General features: G+C 74.6%; 18 protein-coding genes. 12 read left to right on the top strand and 6 right to left on the bottom strand.

The window, feature by feature from the left end; all coding sequences use genetic code 11:
• The 6 genes from ACFPBZ_RS01275 (at window position 1) to ACFPBZ_RS01250 (ending at window position 6,257) form a co-directional block, all read left to right on the top strand.
• Window positions 1–579, top strand: a complete 579-nt coding sequence (locus ACFPBZ_RS01275) for a hypothetical protein (protein WP_378034163.1) — start codon at window positions 1–3, stop codon at window positions 577–579.
• Between the two features lie 70 nt (window positions 580–649).
• Window positions 650–1,654 carry a C40 family peptidase gene (locus ACFPBZ_RS01270; RefSeq protein ID WP_417281520.1) on the top strand — a complete coding sequence of 335 codons (1,005 nt, stop codon included), beginning with the start codon at window positions 650–652 and terminating at the stop codon, window positions 1,652–1,654.
• A 177-nt stretch (window positions 1,655–1,831) separates the two neighbouring features.
• A complete protein-coding gene (gene dnaK, locus ACFPBZ_RS01265; protein ID WP_378034161.1) occupies window positions 1,832–3,685 on the top strand; it encodes a molecular chaperone DnaK in 1,854 nt (617 codons plus the stop codon).
• Window positions 3,686–3,764: 79 nt separating this feature from the next.
• The gene (grpE, locus tag ACFPBZ_RS01260) at window positions 3,765–4,427 is read left to right on the top strand and encodes a nucleotide exchange factor GrpE (RefSeq protein ID WP_378034160.1); all 663 of its coding nucleotides are present in this window, start codon (window positions 3,765–3,767) and stop codon (window positions 4,425–4,427) included.
• A 55-nt stretch (window positions 4,428–4,482) separates the two neighbouring features.
• Window positions 4,483–5,757: a DnaJ C-terminal domain-containing protein gene (locus ACFPBZ_RS01255; RefSeq protein WP_378034159.1), complete on the top strand. Its 1,275-nt coding sequence runs from the start codon at window positions 4,483–4,485 to the stop codon at window positions 5,755–5,757.
• Window positions 5,754–6,257, top strand: coding sequence for a heat shock protein transcriptional repressor HspR (locus ACFPBZ_RS01250; RefSeq protein WP_378034158.1), 504 nt, complete (start codon window positions 5,754–5,756; stop codon window positions 6,255–6,257). The genes ACFPBZ_RS01255 and ACFPBZ_RS01250 overlap by 4 nt, the downstream gene beginning before the upstream one ends.
• On the opposite strand, the gene ACFPBZ_RS01245 is transcribed toward ACFPBZ_RS01250, so the two are convergent.
• Window positions 6,254–7,603, bottom strand: a complete 1,350-nt coding sequence (locus ACFPBZ_RS01245; protein WP_378034157.1) for an FAD-binding oxidoreductase — start codon at window positions 7,601–7,603, stop codon at window positions 6,254–6,256. The two genes, ACFPBZ_RS01250 and ACFPBZ_RS01245, sit on opposite strands and share 4 nt — an antisense overlap.
• A gap of 364 nt (window positions 7,604–7,967) precedes the next feature.
• Between ACFPBZ_RS01245 and clpB the strand changes: the two genes are divergently transcribed.
• Window positions 7,968–10,562 (top strand): ATP-dependent chaperone ClpB, encoded by a 2,595-nt coding sequence (clpB, locus tag ACFPBZ_RS01240; protein WP_378034156.1) that lies wholly within the window; start codon window positions 7,968–7,970, stop codon window positions 10,560–10,562.
• Window positions 10,563–10,622: 60 nt separating this feature from the next.
• Here clpB and ACFPBZ_RS01235 read toward each other — a convergent pair whose 3' ends face one another.
• From ACFPBZ_RS01235 to ACFPBZ_RS01220, 4 genes are read right to left on the bottom strand one after another with little or no spacing between them, the layout of a single operon-like run.
• Window positions 10,623–11,276, bottom strand: coding sequence for a response regulator transcription factor (locus ACFPBZ_RS01235; RefSeq protein WP_378034155.1), 654 nt, complete (start codon window positions 11,274–11,276; stop codon window positions 10,623–10,625).
• Complete coding sequence (locus ACFPBZ_RS01230; RefSeq protein WP_378034154.1) at window positions 11,273–12,751, bottom strand: sensor histidine kinase; 1,479 nt, start codon at window positions 12,749–12,751, stop codon at window positions 11,273–11,275. The genes ACFPBZ_RS01235 and ACFPBZ_RS01230 overlap by 4 nt, the downstream gene beginning before the upstream one ends.
• A complete protein-coding gene (locus tag ACFPBZ_RS01225) occupies window positions 12,723–12,947 on the bottom strand; it encodes a hypothetical protein (protein ID WP_378034153.1) in 225 nt (74 codons plus the stop codon). The genes ACFPBZ_RS01230 and ACFPBZ_RS01225 overlap by 29 nt, the downstream gene beginning before the upstream one ends.
• A gap of 57 nt (window positions 12,948–13,004) precedes the next feature.
• The gene (locus ACFPBZ_RS01220) at window positions 13,005–14,705 is read right to left on the bottom strand and encodes an ABC-F family ATP-binding cassette domain-containing protein (protein ID WP_378034152.1); all 1,701 of its coding nucleotides are present in this window, start codon (window positions 14,703–14,705) and stop codon (window positions 13,005–13,007) included.
• Between the two features lie 128 nt (window positions 14,706–14,833).
• Here ACFPBZ_RS01220 and ACFPBZ_RS01215 point away from each other — a divergent pair, with 128 nt between their 5' ends.
• From ACFPBZ_RS01215 to ACFPBZ_RS01195, 5 genes are all read left to right on the top strand, one after another.
• Window positions 14,834–15,913, top strand: a complete 1,080-nt coding sequence (locus ACFPBZ_RS01215) for a hypothetical protein (protein WP_378034151.1) — start codon at window positions 14,834–14,836, stop codon at window positions 15,911–15,913.
• Window positions 15,910–16,686, top strand: a complete 777-nt coding sequence (locus ACFPBZ_RS01210) for an SDR family NAD(P)-dependent oxidoreductase (protein ID WP_378034150.1) — start codon at window positions 15,910–15,912, stop codon at window positions 16,684–16,686. Before ACFPBZ_RS01215 ends, ACFPBZ_RS01210 begins: the two co-directional genes overlap by 4 nt.
• 72 nt (window positions 16,687–16,758) lie before the next feature.
• Complete coding sequence (locus ACFPBZ_RS01205; protein WP_378034149.1) at window positions 16,759–17,670, top strand: glycosyltransferase family 2 protein; 912 nt, start codon at window positions 16,759–16,761, stop codon at window positions 17,668–17,670.
• Between the two features lie 18 nt (window positions 17,671–17,688).
• Complete coding sequence (gene pyrE, locus ACFPBZ_RS01200; RefSeq protein WP_378034148.1) at window positions 17,689–18,303, top strand: orotate phosphoribosyltransferase; 615 nt, start codon at window positions 17,689–17,691, stop codon at window positions 18,301–18,303.
• A complete protein-coding gene (locus tag ACFPBZ_RS01195; RefSeq protein ID WP_378034147.1) occupies window positions 18,300–18,986 on the top strand; it encodes a TrmH family RNA methyltransferase in 687 nt (228 codons plus the stop codon). The genes pyrE and ACFPBZ_RS01195 overlap by 4 nt, the downstream gene beginning before the upstream one ends.
• Here ACFPBZ_RS01195 and ACFPBZ_RS01190 read toward each other — a convergent pair.
• Entirely contained in the window at window positions 18,983–19,741 is a 759-nt protein-coding gene (locus ACFPBZ_RS01190; protein WP_378034260.1) for a DedA family protein, read from the bottom strand. The genes ACFPBZ_RS01195 and ACFPBZ_RS01190 overlap by 4 nt on opposite strands.
• Window positions 19,742–19,761: the final 20 nt, after the last annotated feature.

The following is a 19,761-nucleotide window of genomic DNA, read 5'->3' as shown; positions in this document are numbered from 1 at the left end:
GTGCCGATCCGGACGAGGCGGGGACGCTCGGGCGCTTACCGGGCGCTCTGGGAGTGGCCGCTGCACAGCCCGGCACGCTTCGCCCTCGTCGTCGCGGTCCTCGCGGTGGTGATCGGCGGCGTGACGTCGCTCGGGCAGTGGGCCTCGCCCTCGGCGTCGACGGGCACCGCCCTCGGCCCCGTGGCCGAGGCGCCGACGGTGTCCGCGCTGCCCGCCGTCCCGGCCGCACCGCTCGAGCTGACCCCGACGACGCTGCCGCTCACCGCCGCCCCGCAGGAGGCCCTCGGGGTGGCGCAGCGCTGGGCGACCGCCTGGGCGACCCACCCGCCCGGGGTCACCGGGGCCCAGTGGAGCGACGCGCTGCGGCCCTACACCACCGACGAGTACCTCCCGACCCTCACCGAGGTCGACCCGGCGAACATCCCGTCCTCGCGGGTGACGGGGGCGCCGCGGGCGGTCGAGGTGCGCCCCGAGTCGGTGCGGGTGGTGGTGCCCACCGACGCGGTGAGCCTGCAGCTGCTGCTCGTGCAGGTGGGGTCGGGGGACTGGCGGGTCGCCGGGTACGACCGGGCGTCGTGACGTGACCACCCTGCTGCGGCCCCCCGACGGCCCCCCCAGACTGCCCCGGCTCCCGGTCCGCCTCCGGTTCCTGCGCCTCCTCGTCCCGGTCGGCGTGCTCGCGCTGGCGCTCGTCGTCGTGCTGCTCATGGGCCTGCTCGTGGTCGGGCAGTTCACCGGCGGCGGCGACCCCGACGCGGCGGGGACCTGCGACGCGGGCTCGGGGCGGGCCGCGGTCGGGGTCCCGACGACCGCCGCGGACCTCTCGCCCGTGCAGCGGCAGACGGCCGCGACGATCGTCGGGGTGGCGAAGGGGATGGCCGCGCCGCCGCGGGCGTGGATCGTCGCGCTGGCCACCGCGATGCAGGAGTCGCGGATGGGCACCGCCGGGATCGACGTCGCGGTGGACCACGACTCCCTCGGGGTGTTCCAGCAGCGGCCCAGCCAGGGGTGGGGGAGTCCCGACGAGATCCGCGACCCCGTCTACGCGACGAAGACCTTCCTGTCGCGGCTCCTCGCCGTCCCCGGCTGGGCCGACATGCCGGTCACGCGGGCGGCGCAGACGGTCCAGCGCTCCGCCTTCCCGAGCGCCTACGCGAAGTGGGAGCCGCTCGCGGAGTCGCTGGTGGGCGACCTCGCCGGGGTCACGGGCATCCGGCCCTGCGAGGAGGGACCCACCACCGGCGTCGCCGCCGCGCTGCCGCCCGGGGTGGCGAGGACGGCCGTCGACTTCGCGGTGGCCGAGACCGGCAAGCCCTACGTGTGGGGTGCCACGGGCCCGTCCAGCTACGACTGCTCGGGCCTGATGCTGCGGGCCTTCCAGCGCGCCGGGGTGATCCTGCCGCGGGTCTCGCGCGACCAGTACGGCGCTGGCGGGCACGTCCCGGTGGCGCAGGCGCAGGCCGGTGACCTGCTGTTCTGGGCCTACGACAGCTCCGACCCCGACTCCATCCACCACGTCGCGCTGTACCTCGGCGACGGGAAGATGATGGAGGCCCAGCAGACCGGCGTCCCCCTCGGCGTGCGGTCGGTGTCGTTCACCGAGAAGGGGCTCGTGCCGCTCGCGACGCGCCCGGGGACCGCCCCGCCGACCTAGTGTCCGTTTGCACAGTTGAGCGTGCCGGGAACAAGTCCCGTGACCCGTTCGTTGCCCAGGACAGAGCGAGTTGAGCGAGCGGGACTCACCCCCGCATCGCCCCCGCCCGGCGGGATCGCTAGACTTGAGCGCAACGGGCTCACGGGAACTACGTACTCCTGAAGGGAGTCATCACTCATGGCGCGAGCGGTCGGCATCGACCTCGGCACCACCAACTCCGTGGTCGCGGTCCTCGAGGGCGGCGAGCCCACGGTCATCGCCAACTCGGAGGGCAGCCGGACCACCCCCTCGGTGGTCGCCTTCGCCCGCAACGGCGACGTCCTCGTCGGCCAGTCGGCGAAGAACCAGGCCGTCACCAACGTCGACCGGACGATCCGGTCGGTGAAGCGGCACATGGGCACCGACTGGACCACCGAGATCGACGGCAAGAAGTACACCGCGCAGGAGATCAGCGCCCGCACGCTGATGAAGCTCAAGCGCGACGCCGAGTCCTACCTGGGCGAGGAGGTCACCGACGCGGTGATCACCGTCCCGGCCTACTTCGAGGACTCGCAGCGCCAGGCCACCAAGGAGGCCGGCCAGATCGCGGGCCTCAACGTCCTGCGCATCGTGAACGAGCCCACCGCGGCCGCCCTCGCCTACGGGCTGGAGAAGGGCTCCGACGAGCAGACGATCCTCGTCTTCGACCTCGGTGGCGGCACGTTCGACGTCTCGCTCCTCGACATCGGCGACGGCGTCGTCGAGGTCCGCGCCACCAACGGGGACAACAACCTCGGTGGCGACGACTGGGACGAGAAGATCATCGGCTGGCTCGTCGACAAGTTCAAGAGCTCGCAGGGCATCGACCTGTCCAAGGACAAGATGGCGATGCAGCGGCTCCGCGAGGCCGCCGAGAAGGCGAAGATCGAGCTGTCGAGCTCGTCCTCCACCAGCATCAACCTGCCGTACATCACGGTCGACGCCGACAAGAACCCGCTGTTCCTCGACGAGACGCTCTCGCGCTCGGAGTTCCAGCGGATCACCTCCGACCTGCTCGAGCGGTGCCGCAAGCCGTTCAACCAGGTCGTGAAGGACGCCGGCATCTCGGTCGGGCAGATCAGCCACGTCGTCATGGTCGGCGGCTCCACCCGTATGCCCGCCGTGACCGAGCTCGTCAAGGAGCTCAGCGGCAAGGACCCCAACAAGGGTGTGAACCCCGACGAGGTCGTCGCCGTCGGCGCCACGCTGCAGGCCGGCGTGCTGCGCGGTGACGTCAAGGACGTCCTGCTGCTCGACGTCACGCCGCTGTCCCTCGGCATCGAGACCAAGGGCGGCGTCATGACCAAGCTGATCGAGAAGAACACGACGATCCCCACCAAGAAGTCCGAGGTCTTCACCACGGCGGAGAACAACCAGCCGTCGGTCCAGATCCAGGTCTTCCAGGGCGAGCGCGAGATCGCGGCCTACAACAAGAAGCTCGGCATGTTCGAGCTGACCGGGCTGCCCCCGGCGCCGCAGGGCGTCCCGCAGATCGAGGTCACGTTCGACATCGACGCCAACGGCATCGTGAACGTGTCCGCGGTCGACAAGGGCACCGGCAAGTCGCAGGCGATGACGATCACCGGAGGGTCGGCCCTGTCCAAGGACGAGATCGACCGCATGGTCTCCGACGCGGAGGCCCACGCCGACGAGGACCGGCAGCGCCGCGAGGCCGCCGAGACCCGCAACCAGGCGGAGTCGCTGGTCCACCAGACCGAGAAGGTCCTGTCGGAGAACGCCGACAAGGTGCCCGCCGAGACCAAGGACAAGGTCCAGGGCTCGCTCGACGACCTGAAGAAGGCCCTCGAGGGCGACGACACCGAGACGATCAAGTCCGCGGTGGAGAAGCTGGCGACCGACTCCCAGGAGCTCGGCCAGGCCATCTACTCGCAGGCCCAGGGTGACGCCGCCGCCGGCGGTGCCACCGGCGGTGCCGCGGGCGGCGCCACCGACGCCTCGGCCGACGGCGACGACGTCGTCGACGCCGAGATCGTCGACGACGACAAGAAGTAAGTCCCCCCACGACGACGGGTGTCGCGCCCGGCCCACGGGCCGGGCGCGACGGTGTCGGACCCCCCAGGAGGAGGCCACCGTGCATGACCCGACGGACGTCCGCGAGGACGTGTCGGTGGAGGACCACGCCGAGGAGTTCGGGGCCGGCCCCGACGCCCCCGGCGGCCTGACGGTCGAGGGCATCGAGATTCCCGACGAGGCCGTGGGCGGCACGCCCACCGCCGCCGACGGGGACACCGACGCCCCGGTCGCGGACCCCGAGCTCTCGAAGCTGCGGACCGATCTCGACGAGCGCACCTCCGACCTGCAGCGCGTGTCGGCGGAGTACGCCAACTACCGCCGCCGCGTCGACCGCGACCGTGAGTCGACGGTCGCCGCGGCGAAGGCGCAGGTCGCGGCCGAGCTGCTGACCGTGCTCGACGACGTCGAGCGGGCCAAGGCCCACGGCGACCTCACCGGGCCGTTCAAGGTCGTGGCCGACCGGCTGACCGAGTCGCTGACCCGGGTCGGCCTCACGTCGTTCGCCGAGGTGGGCGACGCGTTCGACCCGTCGGTGCACGAGGCCGTCGCGTCGGGCTCGTCCGCCGACGTCGACGGCCCGACGGTCACCACGGTGATGCGTCGCGGCTACCGGTTCGGCGAGAAGGTGCTGCGTCCGGCCATGGTCGAGGTCACCGACCACGACCCCGACGCGGTCGCGGCCGACCCGGCCGACGGTGGTCCCGGGACCGCCGGACAGTGAAGGATCGTGGGCGTGCCCGGCGCGATGCCGGGCTCACGGGAGGAGGGACTCGCACGTGAGCAATCGTGACTGGCTCGAGAAGGACTTCTACCGTGAGCTCGGCGTCGCCAAGGACGCCCCGGCCGACGAGATCAAGAAGGCCTACCGCAAGATCGCGCGGGAGAACCACCCCGACGCGAAGCCCGGCGACACCGCGGCCGAGGCGAAGTTCAAGGCCGCGGGCGAGGCCTACGGGGTGCTCTCCGACCCCTCGAAGCGCAAGGAGTACGACGAGGCCCGCACACTGTTCGCGGGCGGGCGCTTCGGTGGCTTCGGCGGCGGTGGCGGTCGCGCCCCCGGCGGCGGCGGGGGACAGCCCGGGTTCGAGGACCTGTTCGGCGGCGCCGGTCGCGGCGGCGCCGGCGGTCTCGGCGACCTCCTCGGCGGCATCTTCGGGAACATGAGCGGTGCGACGACCGCCGACCCCACCGGCGGGCTGGGTGGCCCCGGCGGGATGGGCGGCGCCGGCGGCATGGGCGGGGTCCCCCGCCAGCGTCGCGGCGCCGACGTCGAGACCGAGGTCCGCATCGACTTCGCCGAGGCGGTCAACGGAGCCACGCTCCCGCTGCGGCTGACCTCGCCGATGCGCTGCGGCACCTGCGAGGGCTCCGGCGCCAAGCCGGGCACCACGCCGCGCACCTGCACCCGCTGCGGCGGGGCCGGCCTCGTGTCCCGCAGCCAGGGCGCGTTCGCGTTCAGCGAGCCGTGCCCCGACTGCCGGGGCACCGGACACCTCGTCGACGACCCGTGCCCCGAGTGCGGCGGCGACGGCGTCAGCTCCCGTCCGCGCACCCTGACGATCCGCATCCCCGCGGGCGTCGAGGACGGCAAGCGCATCCGGCTGGCCGGCAAGGGCCAGCCCGGACCCAGCGGCGGACCCTCCGGCGACCTCTACGTCATCGTGCACGTCGGCGGCGACTCGGTGTTCGGGCGCTCGGCGAAGAACGCCGACGACCTGACGCTCGCGCTGCCGGTCACCTACCCCGAGCTCGTGCGGGGCGCCACGGTCACGGTGCCCACGCTCGACGGCCGCATCTCGCTCAAGGTGCCGCCGGGGAGCTCGCCCGGGCGGACCCTGCGGGTGCGCGGGCGCGGCGTGAAGCGCAAGGACAAGGCGGGCGACCTGCTCGTCACCCTCGAGCTCGCCGTCCCGGCCCGGCTGTCACCCGAGGCGAGCGACGCCCTCGACGCCTACGCGAAGGCCACCGCCGACCACGACCCGCGGGCCCACGTGACCGAGCGGGCCGACCGGGCCCACGCCGAAGGGGCCCGCCGGGAAGCCGCGTCATGAGCGGCGGGGAGGGGACCGAGCGGCCGACAGGTGGTCGGGCCCGCGCCCCGCAGGCCGGCTCCGGCATCCCCGGCCTCCCGCCCTGGGCCGACGAGGACACCCCCGTCTTCGTCATCTCCATCGCGGCCGAGTTCTCGGGGATGCACGCCCAGACGCTCCGCTCGTACGACCGGATCGGCCTCGTCAGCCCCGGTCGTGCCAGCGGCGGCGGCCGCCGCTACTCGGTCCGCGACATCGCCCTGCTGCGCGAGGTGCAGCGCCTCTCCCAGGAGGAGGGCGTCAACCTCGCCGGCATCAAGCGGATCATCGAGCTCGAGCGCGAGGTCGACCAGCTCACCGACCGGCTCGCCGAGGTCGTCGAGGAGCTCGGCCGCGCGCAGTCGCGGCTCCAGACGCTCGCCGACCAGCCCGGCCGCGGGAGCGACCTGCTGCCCGTGCGCCGCACCCAGTCGGTGGTCGTCTGGCAGCCCGGGCGGCGCCGGCCGTCGGCCGAGGGCTAGACGTCGTCGTCGGGCACGGGGTCGTGGTGGATCCGCTCGGGCGGCGTGCCGTCGGCCAGCAGCGCCGCCGTCGTCGCCCGCACCATGGCGGGCGACCCGGCCACCACCACGTCGTGGTCGTGCCACGGCCCCGACCGGGCCACGGCGTCGACGACCGTGCCCGGGGCGAGGTCGGGGTCGAGCGGGTCGGACTCGCACGCCCCCACCACGGCCAGCCACGGCGCCGACTCCGCGATCTCGACGAAGCGGTCGAGCGTGTGCAGGTCGTCCGGGGTGCGGCCGCCGATCAGCACCGTGGTCGGCCGCACGTCGACCCCGGCGGCGGCGCGGGCGGCGAGGCCCTCGCACACCGCGAGGGCCACCGAGGCCCCGGTCCCGCCGCCCACCAGGAGCAGCTCCCGCTCGGCCCCGGCGTCGACCGCGAGGTCGCCCTCCGCGGGCCCGATGCGCCACCGCTCGCCGCAGCGGGCGTGCGCCACCAGGGCGCGGCTCACCCAGCCGCCCTCGACCGCGCGCACGTGGAACTCGAGCAGCCCGTCGGCCCGCGGGGCTCCCGCCGGCGTGAGGTGGCGCCAGAGGCGCGGACGCTGCGGCACCTCGACGGTGACCGACTGGCCGGGGCGGTAGTCCACCGGCACGTCCGGGGCCACCGTGATGACCGCGAGATCCCAGCTCAGGCGGCGGTGGCCCACCACCGTCGCGTCGACGACCGCGGGCAGCGCCGCCGCGACCCGGCGGGCCGGCTCGGCGGCCAGCGAGTAGGCCCGCACCCAGGCGGCGTCCGCGCCCGGGGCCCACAGCTCGCCCGCGAACTCGCGGGCGGCGCCCACCAGGGCGACGCCCACGGCCTCGTCGGCCGAGCCGTCGAGCCCCAGGGAGCGGTGCTCCCGGGCCAGCGCGGCGACGCCGGCGGCGAGCTCGCCGGGCCGGTCGACGGCGGACATCGCCGCGACGGCGGCCCGCAGCAGTCGTCGGGCCGCCGGGCCCGACTGCGCCGGGAAGCGGTCGCGCAGCGCCGGGGCGAGGGTGAACAGCAGGGCGCCGAAGAAGTGCGCGAGCTCGGGCTCCCGGTCGCCGATCCGCGCCCACACGGCGCGGACGGCCTCGCCGGCGCGGGCGACGTCGTCCCGCGGCGACACGAGGACGGTGGTGGGCTCGTCGGGCCGCGGGACCGGCGGGGATGGGGCGGCGGCGACCGGGACCGCGGCGGGCGGCGGCACGGTCTCCGGGACGACGAGGGCCGTCGGGCGCGGTCGGGCGGGGCGGGTCTCGACGAGCCGCAGGACCCGGCCGCGGGGGACGGCCCCGTCGGGCTGGGCGCGCGTCGCGGCCCGACCGTCGCCCACCGGTGCGTCCGATACGACGCGCGCCGTTGGGCCGATCGGCTCGGCAGGTACCGCCGACATGCCGACTCCCCTCCGCGTCCCGGCGAGGTCCCGCACCTCGTCCACGACGGATGCATTGTGACAGAGCGTGCCGACGGACCGCGAACCGCGCCCGTGTCGTCACCGTGGGTGCTCGGTGGACCGGTCGGACCGTTCGGCCTCTCCTCGAACTTGAGTGGAATAGACTCAACTCGGAAGGGGTTACCCCGACGACGGCGACTGCCGCCCTGCACCCGGCGTGGTGCGGCGCGACCGCCCTCCCGTACCCGGACACTCACCAGTGACCTCCCCGGCTCGCGCCGGACTCCCGGAAAGGCCAGGCCCGATGGACTTCTCGCCGACCACGCGGACCCAGCAGGCGGTGTCCGCCGCGGTCCGCGCCGCCACGGCGTCGGGACACCCGCAGGTGTCGCCGGCCCACCTGCTCGTCGCCCTGCTCGACCAGACCGAGGGCATCACCACGCCGCTGCTGCGCGCCGTGTCCGCCGAGCCCGACGCCGTGCGGGCCGAGGCCGAGCGGCTGATCGCGACGATGCCCAGCGCCACCGGCTCCGGGGTCGCGGCGCCGCAGTTCGACGGCGACTCCGCCCGGGTGCTCGCGCACGCGCAGCAGCTCGCCGGCGAGATGGGTGACGAGTACGTCTCCACCGAGCACCTCCTCGTCGGGATCGCCGCCGCCGGCGGGCGCACCGCCGAGGTCCTCCGGCGCCACGGCGCCACGGCCGAGGCCCTCCAGGAGGCCTTCGGCAAGGTCCGGGGCTCGGCGCGCATCACCTCGCCCGACCCCGAGGGCACGTTCCAGGCGCTCGAGAAGTACGGCCAGGACCTCACCGACCGCGCGCGCTCCGGCAAGCTCGACCCAGTGGTCGGCCGCGACGCCGAGATCCGCCGCGTCGTCCAGGTGCTCTCGCGCCGCACCAAGAACAACCCCGTCCTGATCGGGGAGCCCGGCGTCGGCAAGACCGCCATCGTCGAGGGGCTCGCCCAGCGCATCGTCGCGGGCGACGTCCCGGAGTCGCTGCGCGACAAGCGCGTCGTCTCCCTCGACCTCGGCTCGATGGTCGCCGGTGCCAAGTACCGCGGCGAGTTCGAGGAGCGGCTCAAGGCCGTCCTCGGCGAGATCACCGACTCGGCCGGCCAGGTCATCACCTTCATCGACGAGCTGCACACCATCGTCGGTGCGGGCGCCACCGGCGAGTCCGCGATGGACGCCGGCAACATGATCAAGCCGATGCTCGCGCGCGGCGAGCTCCGGATGGTCGGGGCGACGACGCTCGACGAGTACCGCAAGCACATCGAGTCCGACCCGGCGCTCGAGCGGCGCTTCCAGCAGGTCCTGGTCGGGGAGCCGACCGTCGAGGACACCGTCGGCATCCTGCGCGGGCTCAAGGAGCGCTACGAGGTCCACCACGGCGTGCGGATCACCGACGCCGCCCTCGTGGCCGCCGCCGCGCTGTCCGACCGCTACATCACCGCGCGCTTCCTGCCCGACAAGGCGATCGACCTCGTCGACGAGGCCGCCTCGCACCTGCGGATGGAGATCGACTCGCGGCCGGTCGAGATCGACGAGGTGGAGCGCGCCGTGCGCCGCCTCGAGATCGAGGAGATGGCGCTCGCGAAGGAGTCCGACGCCGCGTCGGCCGAGCGGCTGGGCGCCCTGCGCGCCGAGCTCGCGGAGAAGCGCGAGGAGCTGTCGGCCCTGACCGCCCGGTGGCAGGGCGAGAAGGACTCGATCAACTCGATCCGCGACCTCAAGGAGCAGCTCGAGTCGCTGCGCGGTGAGGCCGACCGCGCCGAGCGCGACGGCGACTACGAGACCGTCGCCCGGTTGCGCTACCGCGACATCCCCACGGTCGAGAAGCAGCTCGCCGGCGCCGAGGAGGCCACCACGGCCGCCGGGCCGGTGATGCTCAAGGAGGAGGTCGGGCCCGACGACGTGGCCGACGTGGTCTCCGCCTGGACCGGCATCCCCGCGGGCCGGCTGCTCGAGGGCGAGACCCAGAAGCTGCTGCGGATGGAGGACGAGCTCGGCCGCCGCGTGGTCGGGCAGGCCCAGGCCGTGCGCGCGGTGTCCGATGCCGTGCGCCGCACGCGGGCCGGCATCGCCGACCCCGACCGGCCCACCGGCTCGTTCCTCTTCCTCGGCCCCACCGGCGTCGGCAAGACCGAGCTGGCCAAGGCGCTCGCCGGCTTCCTGTTCGACGACGAGCGGGCAATGATCCGCATCGACATGTCGGAGTACGGCGAGAAGCACTCCGTCGCCCGGCTCGTCGGGGCGCCCCCCGGCTACGTCGGCTACGACCAGGGCGGCCAGCTCACCGAGGCCGTGCGGCGCCGCCCGTACTCGGTGGTGCTGCTCGACGAGGTCGAGAAGGCCCACCCCGACGTGTTCGACGTGCTCCTGCAGGTCCTCGACGACGGCCGCCTCACCGACGGCCAGGGCCGGACGGTCGACTTCCGCAACACGATCCTGGTGCTCACCTCGAACCTCGGGTCGGCGGCGCTGATGGACACCTCGCTCGACGACGCCGGTCGCCGCGAGAAGGTCATGGACGTCGTCAAGCGCTCGTTCAAGCCGGAGTTCCTCAACCGGCTCGACGACGTGGTCGTCTTCCACGCCCTGTCGACCGAGGAGCTCACCTCGATCGTCGACATCCAGGTCGAGCGGCTCGCCGCCCGCCTGGCCGGGCGACGGCTGACCCTCGAGGTCACCGACGCCGCGAAGGAGTGGCTGGCGCTGCAGGGCTTCGACCCCCTCTACGGGGCGCGGCCGCTGCGCCGGCTCGTGCAGTCCGCGATCGGCGACCAGCTCGCCCGGGAGCTGCTCGGCGGCGAGGTCCGCGAGGGCGACACCGTGCGGGTCGACCTCGACAAGGACGCCGACGCCGGTGTGGGCGCGCTGGCGGTGTCCGCGCTCTAGGTCCGTGGTGCCGAGCGCCCGGGGTTGTCCACGCAGCCCCGGGCGCCCGTCCGGCCCGGTCTACGCCAGGCGGTAGCCCATTCCGCGCACCGTTGCGATCCGGTCGGTCCCGATCTTGCGGCGCAGGTAGCGCACGTAGACGTCGACGACGTTCGAGCCGGGGTCGAAGTCGTAGCCCCAGACCCGGGAGAGCAGCTGTTCGCGGGAGAGCACCTGGCCGGGGTGGCGCAGGAACGTCTCGGCCAGCACGTACTCGCGCGCCGACAGGTCCACCACCACGCCGTCGACCGTCGCCTGCCGCGTCCGCAGGTCGAGGGAGAGCGACCCGTGCCGCAGCACCGTCACCTCCCCGCCGTCGTGGACCAGCCGGCGGCGCACCCGGGCCAGCAGTTCCTCGAAGCGGAACGGCTTGGCCATGTAGTCGTCGGCGCCGCCCTCGAGGCCCGCGACGGTGTCGGTGACCGAGTCGCGGGCCGTCAGCACGATCACCGGCAGCCGCGACCCGGAGCCCCGCAGCGCGCCCAGCACCGCGAACCCGTCGAGCAGCGGCAGGCCGATGTCGAGGACGAGGAGGTCGTGGTGCCCGGAGAGTGCCTGGTCGCGCGCCGCGACGCCGTCGGTCACGACGGTCGTCGCGAACCCGTTGGCGCGCAGCCCCTTCTCGACGAAGGCCGCGATCCGGGGCTCGTCCTCGGCGACGAGGACGCTGCTCACGACGCCCGCCAGGGTATGACCAGCGTGAACGTCGCGCCCGGCCCGGTCTCGCCCGGCCGCCCCGACCCGATGCCGTCCGAGAGCTCCACCCGCCCGTGGTGGCCCGCGGCGATCGCGGCGACCACGGCCAGGCCGAGTCCGGCGCCGTCGGAGCGCCGCGAGCCCGAGCCGCGGGCGAAGCGGGCGAAGATCCGGTCCCGGTCGGCCTCGGCCACGCCGCTGCCGGTGTCGGACACCCGCAGCCGCACGACGCCGCCGGTGACCGTCGCGCCCAGCACGATCCGGTCGCCCGGCCCGGTGTGGGCCACGGCGTTGTCGGCGAGGGCGAGCAGGGCCTGCGTGATCCGCTGCGCGTCGAGGGCGGCGACGAAGCCGTCGGCCGACGAGAGCACGCCCCAGGCGCGGTCGGCGAGCCGCTCCGCCTGCCGCCGCGTCTCGTGGACCAGGGCGTCGACGTCGGTCGGCTCGGTCCGCACGAAGGTGGGCTGTTCGGCCTTCGCGAGCACCAGGAGGTCGGAGACGATGCGGTTCATCCGCTCCAGCTCGTCGTCGACGAGCGCCACCGCGTCCCGGACGTCGGCCGGGTCGCCGGGGTCGACCACGTCGAGGTGGCCGCGGACGATCGTGATCGGGGTGCGCAGCTCGTGCCCGGCGTCGTCGACGAAGCGGCGCTGGGCGGCGGCCCCGTCCTCCACCCGGTCGAGCATCGCGTTGACGGCGGCCACCAGCGCTCCCATCTCGTCGCGGCTCGCCCCGGCCGGGATGCGGGCCGACAGGTCGGTCTCGGTGATCGCCCGTGCGGTGTCGGCGACCGCCCGGACCGGGCGCAGGATGCGCCCCGCGACGAACCAGGCGCCCACCGCGGCGAGGACGGCCGTGACGGCCCCGACGCCCACCATCAGCAGCGCGGCCTCGTCGGCGCCCGCCCGCTCCTGGTCGGCGAAGTAGGCCGCGACCAGCACCCCGCGCTGCGGCGAGCCCGCCAGGGTCACCGGCACCGCGAGGTAGCGGACCTCGCCCGCCGCACTGGCGTAGGACCCGGCGGTCGGGGTGGCCACCGGCCCGACGAGGGCCGCGAAGGCCGGGTCGGCGGAGAGCAGCACGGGGCTCTGCTGGCGGCTCTGGAAGCGGAAGACCCCGTCGACGTAGCCGAGGAACTTCTCGTTCGGCCGGGCGAGGTTGTAGGTGATCGCCGTCCGCAGGACCGCGTCGACCGTGCCGAAGGGCGTTCCCGACGACGGGTCGCGGCCCGACGCCGTGAGGCCGGTGAACTCGTCGATCTCGGTGCGCAGCGCGGCGTCCATGCGCTCGTCGGTGGCGCGCACGGACAGCTGCCACGTCACGAGGGTGACGACGGCGAGGCTCGCGAGGACCAGCAGCAGCACCCACGCGACGATCCGCAGCCGGGCGCCCCGCGCGCGCAGGGCGCCCAGGACACCCGCGGGCTCAGTTGTCGTCGTCGGGACCGTCGTCACCCTCGTCGTCGTCCTCCTGCTGGCCCGCGGGCGGCGGGGCGACCGTGCCCTCGTCGTCGTCCTCCGCCGGGGCACCCGGCACCGCGGAGGGCACCGAGACCGGCGCCGGGAGGGTGGGCGCGCCCGAGGTGTCGCAGGCGGCGAGCCCGGCCAGGGACACGACGAGCAGGGCGGCGGCGAGGCGGGAGCGGGTCATGAGCATGACTCTCGTGCTCCGCGGTGAGGCGCCGATGACGGCCGGATGAGAGAGCTCTCATGCGGTCTCGTCGACCCGGCCCGCCGCCACGTGCCACCGGCGGGTGGTGCGGACCGTGTCGAGCATCCGGCGGTCGTGGGTGACGAGCAGGAGGGTGCCCTCGTAGGACTCGAGGGCCGACTCGAGCTGCTCGATGGCGGGCAGGTCGAGGTGGTTGGTGGGCTCGTCGAGCACCAGCAGGTTCACCCCGCGCGCCTGCAGCAGCGCGAGCGCCGCGCGGGTGCGCTCGCCGGGGGACAGCGAACCGGCGCCGCGGTGCACGTGCTCGGAGCCGAGCCCGAACTTGGCGAGCAGGGTCCGGACCTCCGCGGTCGGCCACCGGTCCACCTCGGGCTCGCGGGAGAACGCGTCGACCAGGCTGCGCTCCCCGTCGCCCGGGTCGAGCTCCCCTATCGGCGTGCTCCCCTCATTGCTGCGTCTCCCGCCCAGCACGGCCCGCGCCTGGTCGACCTCCCCGACCACCACCCCCGAGCCCAGGGCGGCCACGCCCTCGTCGGGAACGATCCGGCCGAGCAGCAGGGAGAGCAGCGTCGTCTTGCCCGCGCCGTTGGCGCCGGTGACGGCGACCCGGTCGCCGTAGTCGAGCTGCAGGGTCACCGGGCCGAGGGTGAAGTCCCCGCGCCGGACGACCGCGTCCCGCACCGACGCGACGACCGTGCCCGAGCGGGGGGCCGCGGCGATCGTCATGCGCAGCTCCCACTCCTTGCGGGGCTCCTCCACCGCGTCGAGGCGCTCGATCCGGCGCTCGGTCTGCGACACCTTCGAGGCCTGCTTCTCAGTGGCCTCCGCGCGGAACTTGCGGGAGCTCTTGTCGCTGTCCGCTCGGCCGCCCTTTCGTCTCGCGTTGCGGACGCCGTGCTCCATCCAGTTCCGCTGCTCGTGCATCCGGCTGGTGAGCGTGTCCTTCTTGTCGGCGTACTCCTCGAAGGCCTCGCGCGCGTGCCGGCGGGCGACGGCCCGTTCGACGAGGTAGGACTCGTAGCCGCCGCCGTACGCCGCGACCTGCTGCTGGGCGAGGTCGAGCTCGACGACGCCGGTGACGGTCCGGGCGAGGAACTCGCGGTCGTGGCTGACCACCACCGTCGGCGCCCGCAGCTCGCGCACGAAGCGCTCCAGGCGGTCGAGGCCCGCGAGGTCGAGGTCGTTGGTGGGCTCGTCGAGCAGGAACACGTCGAACCGGGCCAGCAGCAGCGCGGCGAGGTTGACCCGGGCGGCCTGGCCGCCCGACAGCGAGGTCATCAGGGCGCCGCCCGCGAGGCCGAGCCCGAGGTCGGCGGCGACCTCGGGGACGCGGTCCTCCAGGTCGGCCCCGCCGAGATCGAGCCAGCGCTCCAGGGCGGTCGAGTACCGCTCCCCGTCCCCGCCGTGCTCGAGCTCCGCGGTGGCCGCGTCGAGCTCGGCCTGCGCGTCGGCCACCCCGGTTCGCCGGGACAGGAACCCGGTGATCGTCTCGCCCGGCCGCCGGGCCGGCTCCTGGGGCAGGTACCCGACGGTGGCCGTGGGCGGCGCGAGGTCGACCGTCCCGGTGTCGGCGGGTTCCAGGCCAGCGAGCACGCGGAGCAGCGTCGACTTGCCCGCGCCGTTGGCCCCGACGAGCCCGACGACGTCGCCCGCGGCGACCGTGAGGGACGCCCCGGAGAAGACGGTGCGGGCGCCGTGGACGGCGGACACGTCCCGGGCGACGAGGGTGGCGGTCACCGCCGCGAGGGTAGTGGCCGGTGGGCGGCGCGATCCCCCGCGCCGGGTCCGGACCCCGGCGCCAGAAAGGCTGCTCCGCCCGAGTGTCGTCCCCCGGGAGTGTCGGGGTCAGGTCGTAGTCTCGCCGAGTGCCTGCCTGGATCTGGTTCGTCGTGGCGCTCGTCGCCGCAGCCGGCGGTGCGCTGCTGCTCTGGTACGACCGCTCGAAGCCGGAACGCCGGGGCAATGACCGGCGGGACTGGGCGGCGTCGAAGGGCTGGGAGTTCACCGACGCGCTGTCCTCACCCCCGCACGCGTGGCGCTACGGCACGCTCCGGGGTGACGGGCCGCGCCAGGCGTACGACGTCGCGACGGGGGCCGTCCCCGGCCCGGGCGGTCGCCGGCTCGGCTGCATCTTCGACCAGGAGCAGGACGGGACCACCGTCGGGACGATCGCCGCGGTCCGCGGCACCATCGCGGTGCCCGTGGCCGTCGAGCTGCGCCTGCCCGACGCGCCCCGGCCCGACGACTCCGAGCTCGACAACCTCGGCCAGGTCGGGCGCCGCTACGCGTTCGTCTCCAACGCGCTCGAGGGCCGCAAGCTGCTGACCCGCCAGGTCACCGAGGCAGCCGACCGCGTGGGCGCCGACGTGCCGCTGGTCTGGGCCGAGGACACCTGGGTGCTCGCCTCCATCGAGCCGGGCGCCGACCCCGACCGCGTCGAGGGGCTCATCGAGTCGCTCGTCGAGGTCTCGGCGGCGATCAAGGAGGCCGTCGAGGGCGGCGGCACCGGCGTCGCGGGCAGCCCGGCCGACGAGTCGCCCACCCGCACCATGCGCGAGCGCGACGAGCCCGAGGCCGACGACGCGCCGACCACCGTCGTGGGCTCCCGCCGCGAGGACCGGCCCGACCCGGCCCCCGCCGCGAAGGGCGCGCCCGCGAGGTCCGCGGCCGCTCCCACGAAGGAGTCCGCCGGGCGCGGGTCGGGCAAGGACGCCGACCCCGATCCCGACGACGACTTCGAGCTCGACGACGAGCTCGACCGCTTCGTGGCCGGCGACGAGGAGGCGAGCCCGTACAACCGCGGGGGCTCGCCCACCCACCGCGACCGGCCGGGCGACATCCCCTACGACCTCGAGCGCGACGACCCGGGCACCGACGAGCCGCGTCCGGCCAAGGGCCGGTCCCCGGGCGGCAGCACGTGGCGCAGCGGGCCCCGCAGCGGATGACCCGTCCCACCGCGCTGGTCACCGGGGCCAGCTCCGGGATCGGCACCGAGTTCGCCGTCCAGCTCGCCGCCGTCGGCCACCGGCTCGTGCTGGTCGCCCGCGACGAGGCGCGGCTGCGGGCGCTCGCCGACCGGCTCGGCGGGGACGACCACGCCGAGGTGCTGGTGGCCGACCTCGCCGACCCGGCCTCGCGCCTCGTCGTCGAACGCCGGCTGGCCGAGCCCGGCGACCGGCCGCCGGTCGACCTGCTCGTCAACAACGCCGGCTACGGCACCGCGGGCGAGTTCGTCGACACCGACCTCGACGTGCTGGCCGCGAACCACGAGGTCAACGTGACCACCGTGCTGCGCCTCACGCGGGTCGCGCTGCCCGGCATGATCGACCGGGGCCACGGCGGGGTCATCAACGTGTCCAGCGTCGCCGGCTTCCTGCCCGGCCGGGGTTCGGTCTACGGCGCGGGCAAGGCCTACGTGACGATGCTGTCCCAGAACCTCGCCGGGGTGCTCGGCGGCACGGGCGTGCACGTGATGGCGCTGTGCCCCGGGTTCGTGAAGACCGAGTTCCACCAGCGCTTCGGCCGGGCCCGCAGCGGGCCGGGCTTCGCCTGGATGGAGGCCGACCGGGTGGTGCGCGACGCGCTGGCCGACTTCGCGAAGGGCCGCCCGGTGTCGATCCCGAGCCCGCTCTACAAGACGATCGTCGTCGCCGCGCGGCTCGCGCCGCCGCGGCTCGTCCACGCCGTCGCGCGCCGGACCGCCTCCGGTCGCGGGTGAGGGCGGACACCCGGTACCGCCAGAACCGGACAAGTCGTTGACCTGCGACGACCCGGAGTCGACGATGGCCCCGTGAGCGACGGTGCGACCTCTCCCCGGGTGTCCGTCGTCGTGCCGCTGTACCAGAAGGAGCGGTACATCGGCCGGACGATCGCGAGCGTGCTGGCGCAGACGTTCGACGACTTCGAGCTCGTCGTGCTCGACAACGCCTGCACCGACGGCTCGGCCGACGTGGTTCGCTCGTTCACCGACCCCCGGCTGCGCCTCGAGCGCAACGAGGAGACGATCCCGGCGCCGCAGAACTTCGACCGGGCGGTCCGGCTCTCCCGCGCCCCGCTGGTCAAGGTCCTCAACGCCGACGACCTGATCTACCCCACGGCCCTCGCCGAGCAGGTCGCGGTCCTCGACGCCGACCCGACGCTCGCGCTCGTCTCCTGCCGGCACGACCTCGTCGACGACGACGACCGCGTGGTGGCCCGCGACCGGGCGCTGCGCAGCGCCGACCTCCTCGGCCGGCAGGACGCGGTGACCGTCTGGCGGCGGATCCTGCGCCACCGCGGGAGCCCGCTCGGCGTGCCCGGGAACATGCTGTTCCGCCGCACGGCCTACGACGCCGCCGGCGGGTTCCCCGACAACGCCTACGCCCTGGACGTCGCGATGGCCGCGCTCCTCGTCGAGCACGGCGGCTTCTACGGCATGCCCCGCACCCTGTCGGCCTTCCGGCTGGCCGCCGGGTCGGTGACGTCGACGGCGTTCCGGCGCAACATGACCCTGCAGCACCGGTTCCTGGGAGAGCTGCGGCAGCGGCACGCCGACGTCGTGCGGCGCCGCGACGTCGCCTTCGGGCTGCTGCGCGAGCCGCTCACCGTCCTGCGCAGCCGCGTGATGGCGACGGCGTCGGTCGACCCCGCCACGCGGCGCCACCGGTGGGCCCTCGGCCTGATCGACCCGCGACGGACGAGGGTGACCGACCCGGCGCGGTGATCGCGGACAATGGTCCGCATGTCCTCGTCGCACGCCCCACTGCCCGGAGCCCCCGCGAACCGTGCCGTCGCCGCCGTCGGGGGCGGACCCGACGTCGACCGTCCCGCCCGCGAGCGCCTCGCCACGCTGGCCCGCGAGCTCGCGGTGGTGCACGGCCGCGTCACGCTGTCCTCCGGGCGGCAGGCCGACTACTACGTCGACATGCGGCGGATCAGCCTCCATCACGAGGCGGCCCCGCTCATCGGACGGCTGCTGCGGGAGATGACCGCCGACTGGGCCTACGACGTCGCGGGCGGGCTGACGATGGGCGCCGACCCCGTGGCCGCCGCGATCCTGCACGCCCCCGGCCGCCCGGTCGACGCGGTCGTCGTGCGCAAGGAGGCCAAGGCCCACGGCATGCAGCGCCGCGTGGAGGGCCCCGACGTCACCGGCCGGCGGGTGCTCGTCGTCGAGGACACCTCCACCACCGGCGGCAGCCCCGTCACCGCCCTGGACGCGCTGCGGGAGGCGGGGGCGGAGGTCGTCGGGGTGGCCACGATCGTCGACCGCGCGACCGGCGCCGCGGAGATCATCGAGGCGAAGGGCGTGCCGTACCGGGCGCTGCTCGGCCTCGACGACCTCGGCCTGGGGTGAGCACGCCCCCCGAGCCCGGGCCCCCCGAGCCCGGTCCCCCCGGGCCCGGGCCCACCGAGTGGACGACGCCGGGGCACGAGGTGGGGGTCGGGCCCTGGCCGGGTGGGCCCGGGGACTGGCCCGACGACCCGCGGTACGACCCGGAGCTGCTCGAGCACGGCGACCGCCGCAACGTCGTCGACCGCTACCGGTACTGGCGCCGCGAGGCCGTGGTCGCCGATCTCGACACCCGCCGGCACCCGTTCCACGTCGCCATCGAGAACCTGCAGCACGACGCGAACATCGGGACCGTCGTGCGGACGGCGAACGCCTTCCTCGCCGAGGCGGTGCACATCGTGGGTCGTCGGCGCTGGAACCGGCGCGGCGCGATGGTGACCGACCGCTACCAGCACGTGGTGCACCACCCGGACGTCGCCGCGCTCGCCGCGTGGGCCCGCGCGGAGGACCTGACGCTGGTCGCGGTCGACAACGGCCCGGGCGCCGCGCCGCTGGAGACCACGGACCTGCCGCGGCGGTGCGTGCTGCTGTTCGGCCAGGAGGGCCCGGGACTGTCCGCGGAGGCGGTCGCGGGCGCCGACCTCGTCGTCTCGATCGCGCAGTTCGGGTCCACCCGGTCGATCAACGCGGGCGTCGCCGCCGGGATCGCGATGCACGCGTGGATCCGGGCCCACGCGTCGTCCTAGGCGTGCGGGGGGCGCCGGATCTGCTGGGTGGGGGCCTCGGCGTTGGCGCCGTCGAGGGTCTGCTCGGCCAGGTTCGACGCGCCGAGCTTCTTCTCCCGCCGCGCCGAGATGACCTCGATGATGATCGGGATGATCGAGATCAGGACGACCAGGATCAGCATCGCCTCGATGTTGTTCTTGACGATCTCGAACCGGCCGAGTCCGGCGCCGAGCAGCGTGACCCCGGCGGCCCAGAGGACCGCGCCGACCGCGGAGAACGTGAGGAACCGCTTGGGGTCCATCCGCCCGACCCCGGCCATGATCGTGATGAACGTCCGGACGATCGGCACGAAGCGGCCCAGGACGATGGCCCGGCTGCCGTACTTGTCGAAGAACTTCTGCGTCCGGTCGACGTTCTCGCGCTTGAACAGCTTCGAGTCGGGCTTGTCGAAGATCGCCGGACCGGCGGCGCGGCCGATGTAGAACCCGCAGACGTTGCCGGCGAACGCCGCGACCACCAGCACCACGCAGACCAGCCAGAGCGGCGTCGAGATCAGCCCCGTGGTGACCGCGAGGCCGGTGATGAACAGCAGCGAGTCGCCCGGCAGGAAGAACCCGACCAACAGCCCGCACTCCGCGAACAGGATCAGGGCCACGCCCAGCAGCGCCCAGGGCCCGAGGCTCGAGATGATGTACTGCGGATCCAGCCACTGCGGCCCCAACGCCAGGACGACGGGGTCGGCGAGAGCGGCGGCCGGGCCGGAACTGGCGAACATCACGGGTCCCGACGGTACTG

This window comes from Actinomycetospora atypica (assembly GCF_042653685.1).
Lineage (GTDB): Bacteria > Actinomycetota > Actinomycetes > Mycobacteriales > Pseudonocardiaceae > Actinomycetospora > Actinomycetospora atypica.
Note: the sequence above shows the minus strand (reverse complement) of the source record. Positions and strands in the feature narration are given on the sequence as shown.

Excerpts from the sequence above, each read along its gene's own strand:
- ACFPBZ_RS01210 (WP_378034150.1), top strand. The coding sequence starts at position 15,910 with ATGACCCGTCCCACCGCGCTGGTCACCGGGGCCAGCTCCGGGATCGGC.
- ACFPBZ_RS01225 (WP_378034153.1), bottom strand. The coding sequence starts at position 12,947 with ATGACCCGCTCCCGCCTCGCCGCCGCCCTGCTCGTCGTGTCCCTGGCC.
- pyrE (WP_378034148.1), top strand. The coding sequence starts at position 17,689 with ATGTCCTCGTCGCACGCCCCACTGCCCGGAGCCCCCGCGAACCGTGCC.
- dnaK (WP_378034161.1), top strand. The coding sequence starts at position 1,832 with ATGGCGCGAGCGGTCGGCATCGACCTCGGCACCACCAACTCCGTGGTC.
- clpB (WP_378034156.1), top strand. The coding sequence starts at position 7,968 with ATGGACTTCTCGCCGACCACGCGGACCCAGCAGGCGGTGTCCGCCGCG.
- ACFPBZ_RS01190 (WP_378034260.1), bottom strand. The coding sequence starts at position 19,741 with ATGTTCGCCAGTTCCGGCCCGGCCGCCGCTCTCGCCGACCCCGTCGTC.
- ACFPBZ_RS01250 (WP_378034158.1), top strand. The coding sequence starts at position 5,754 with ATGAGCGGCGGGGAGGGGACCGAGCGGCCGACAGGTGGTCGGGCCCGC.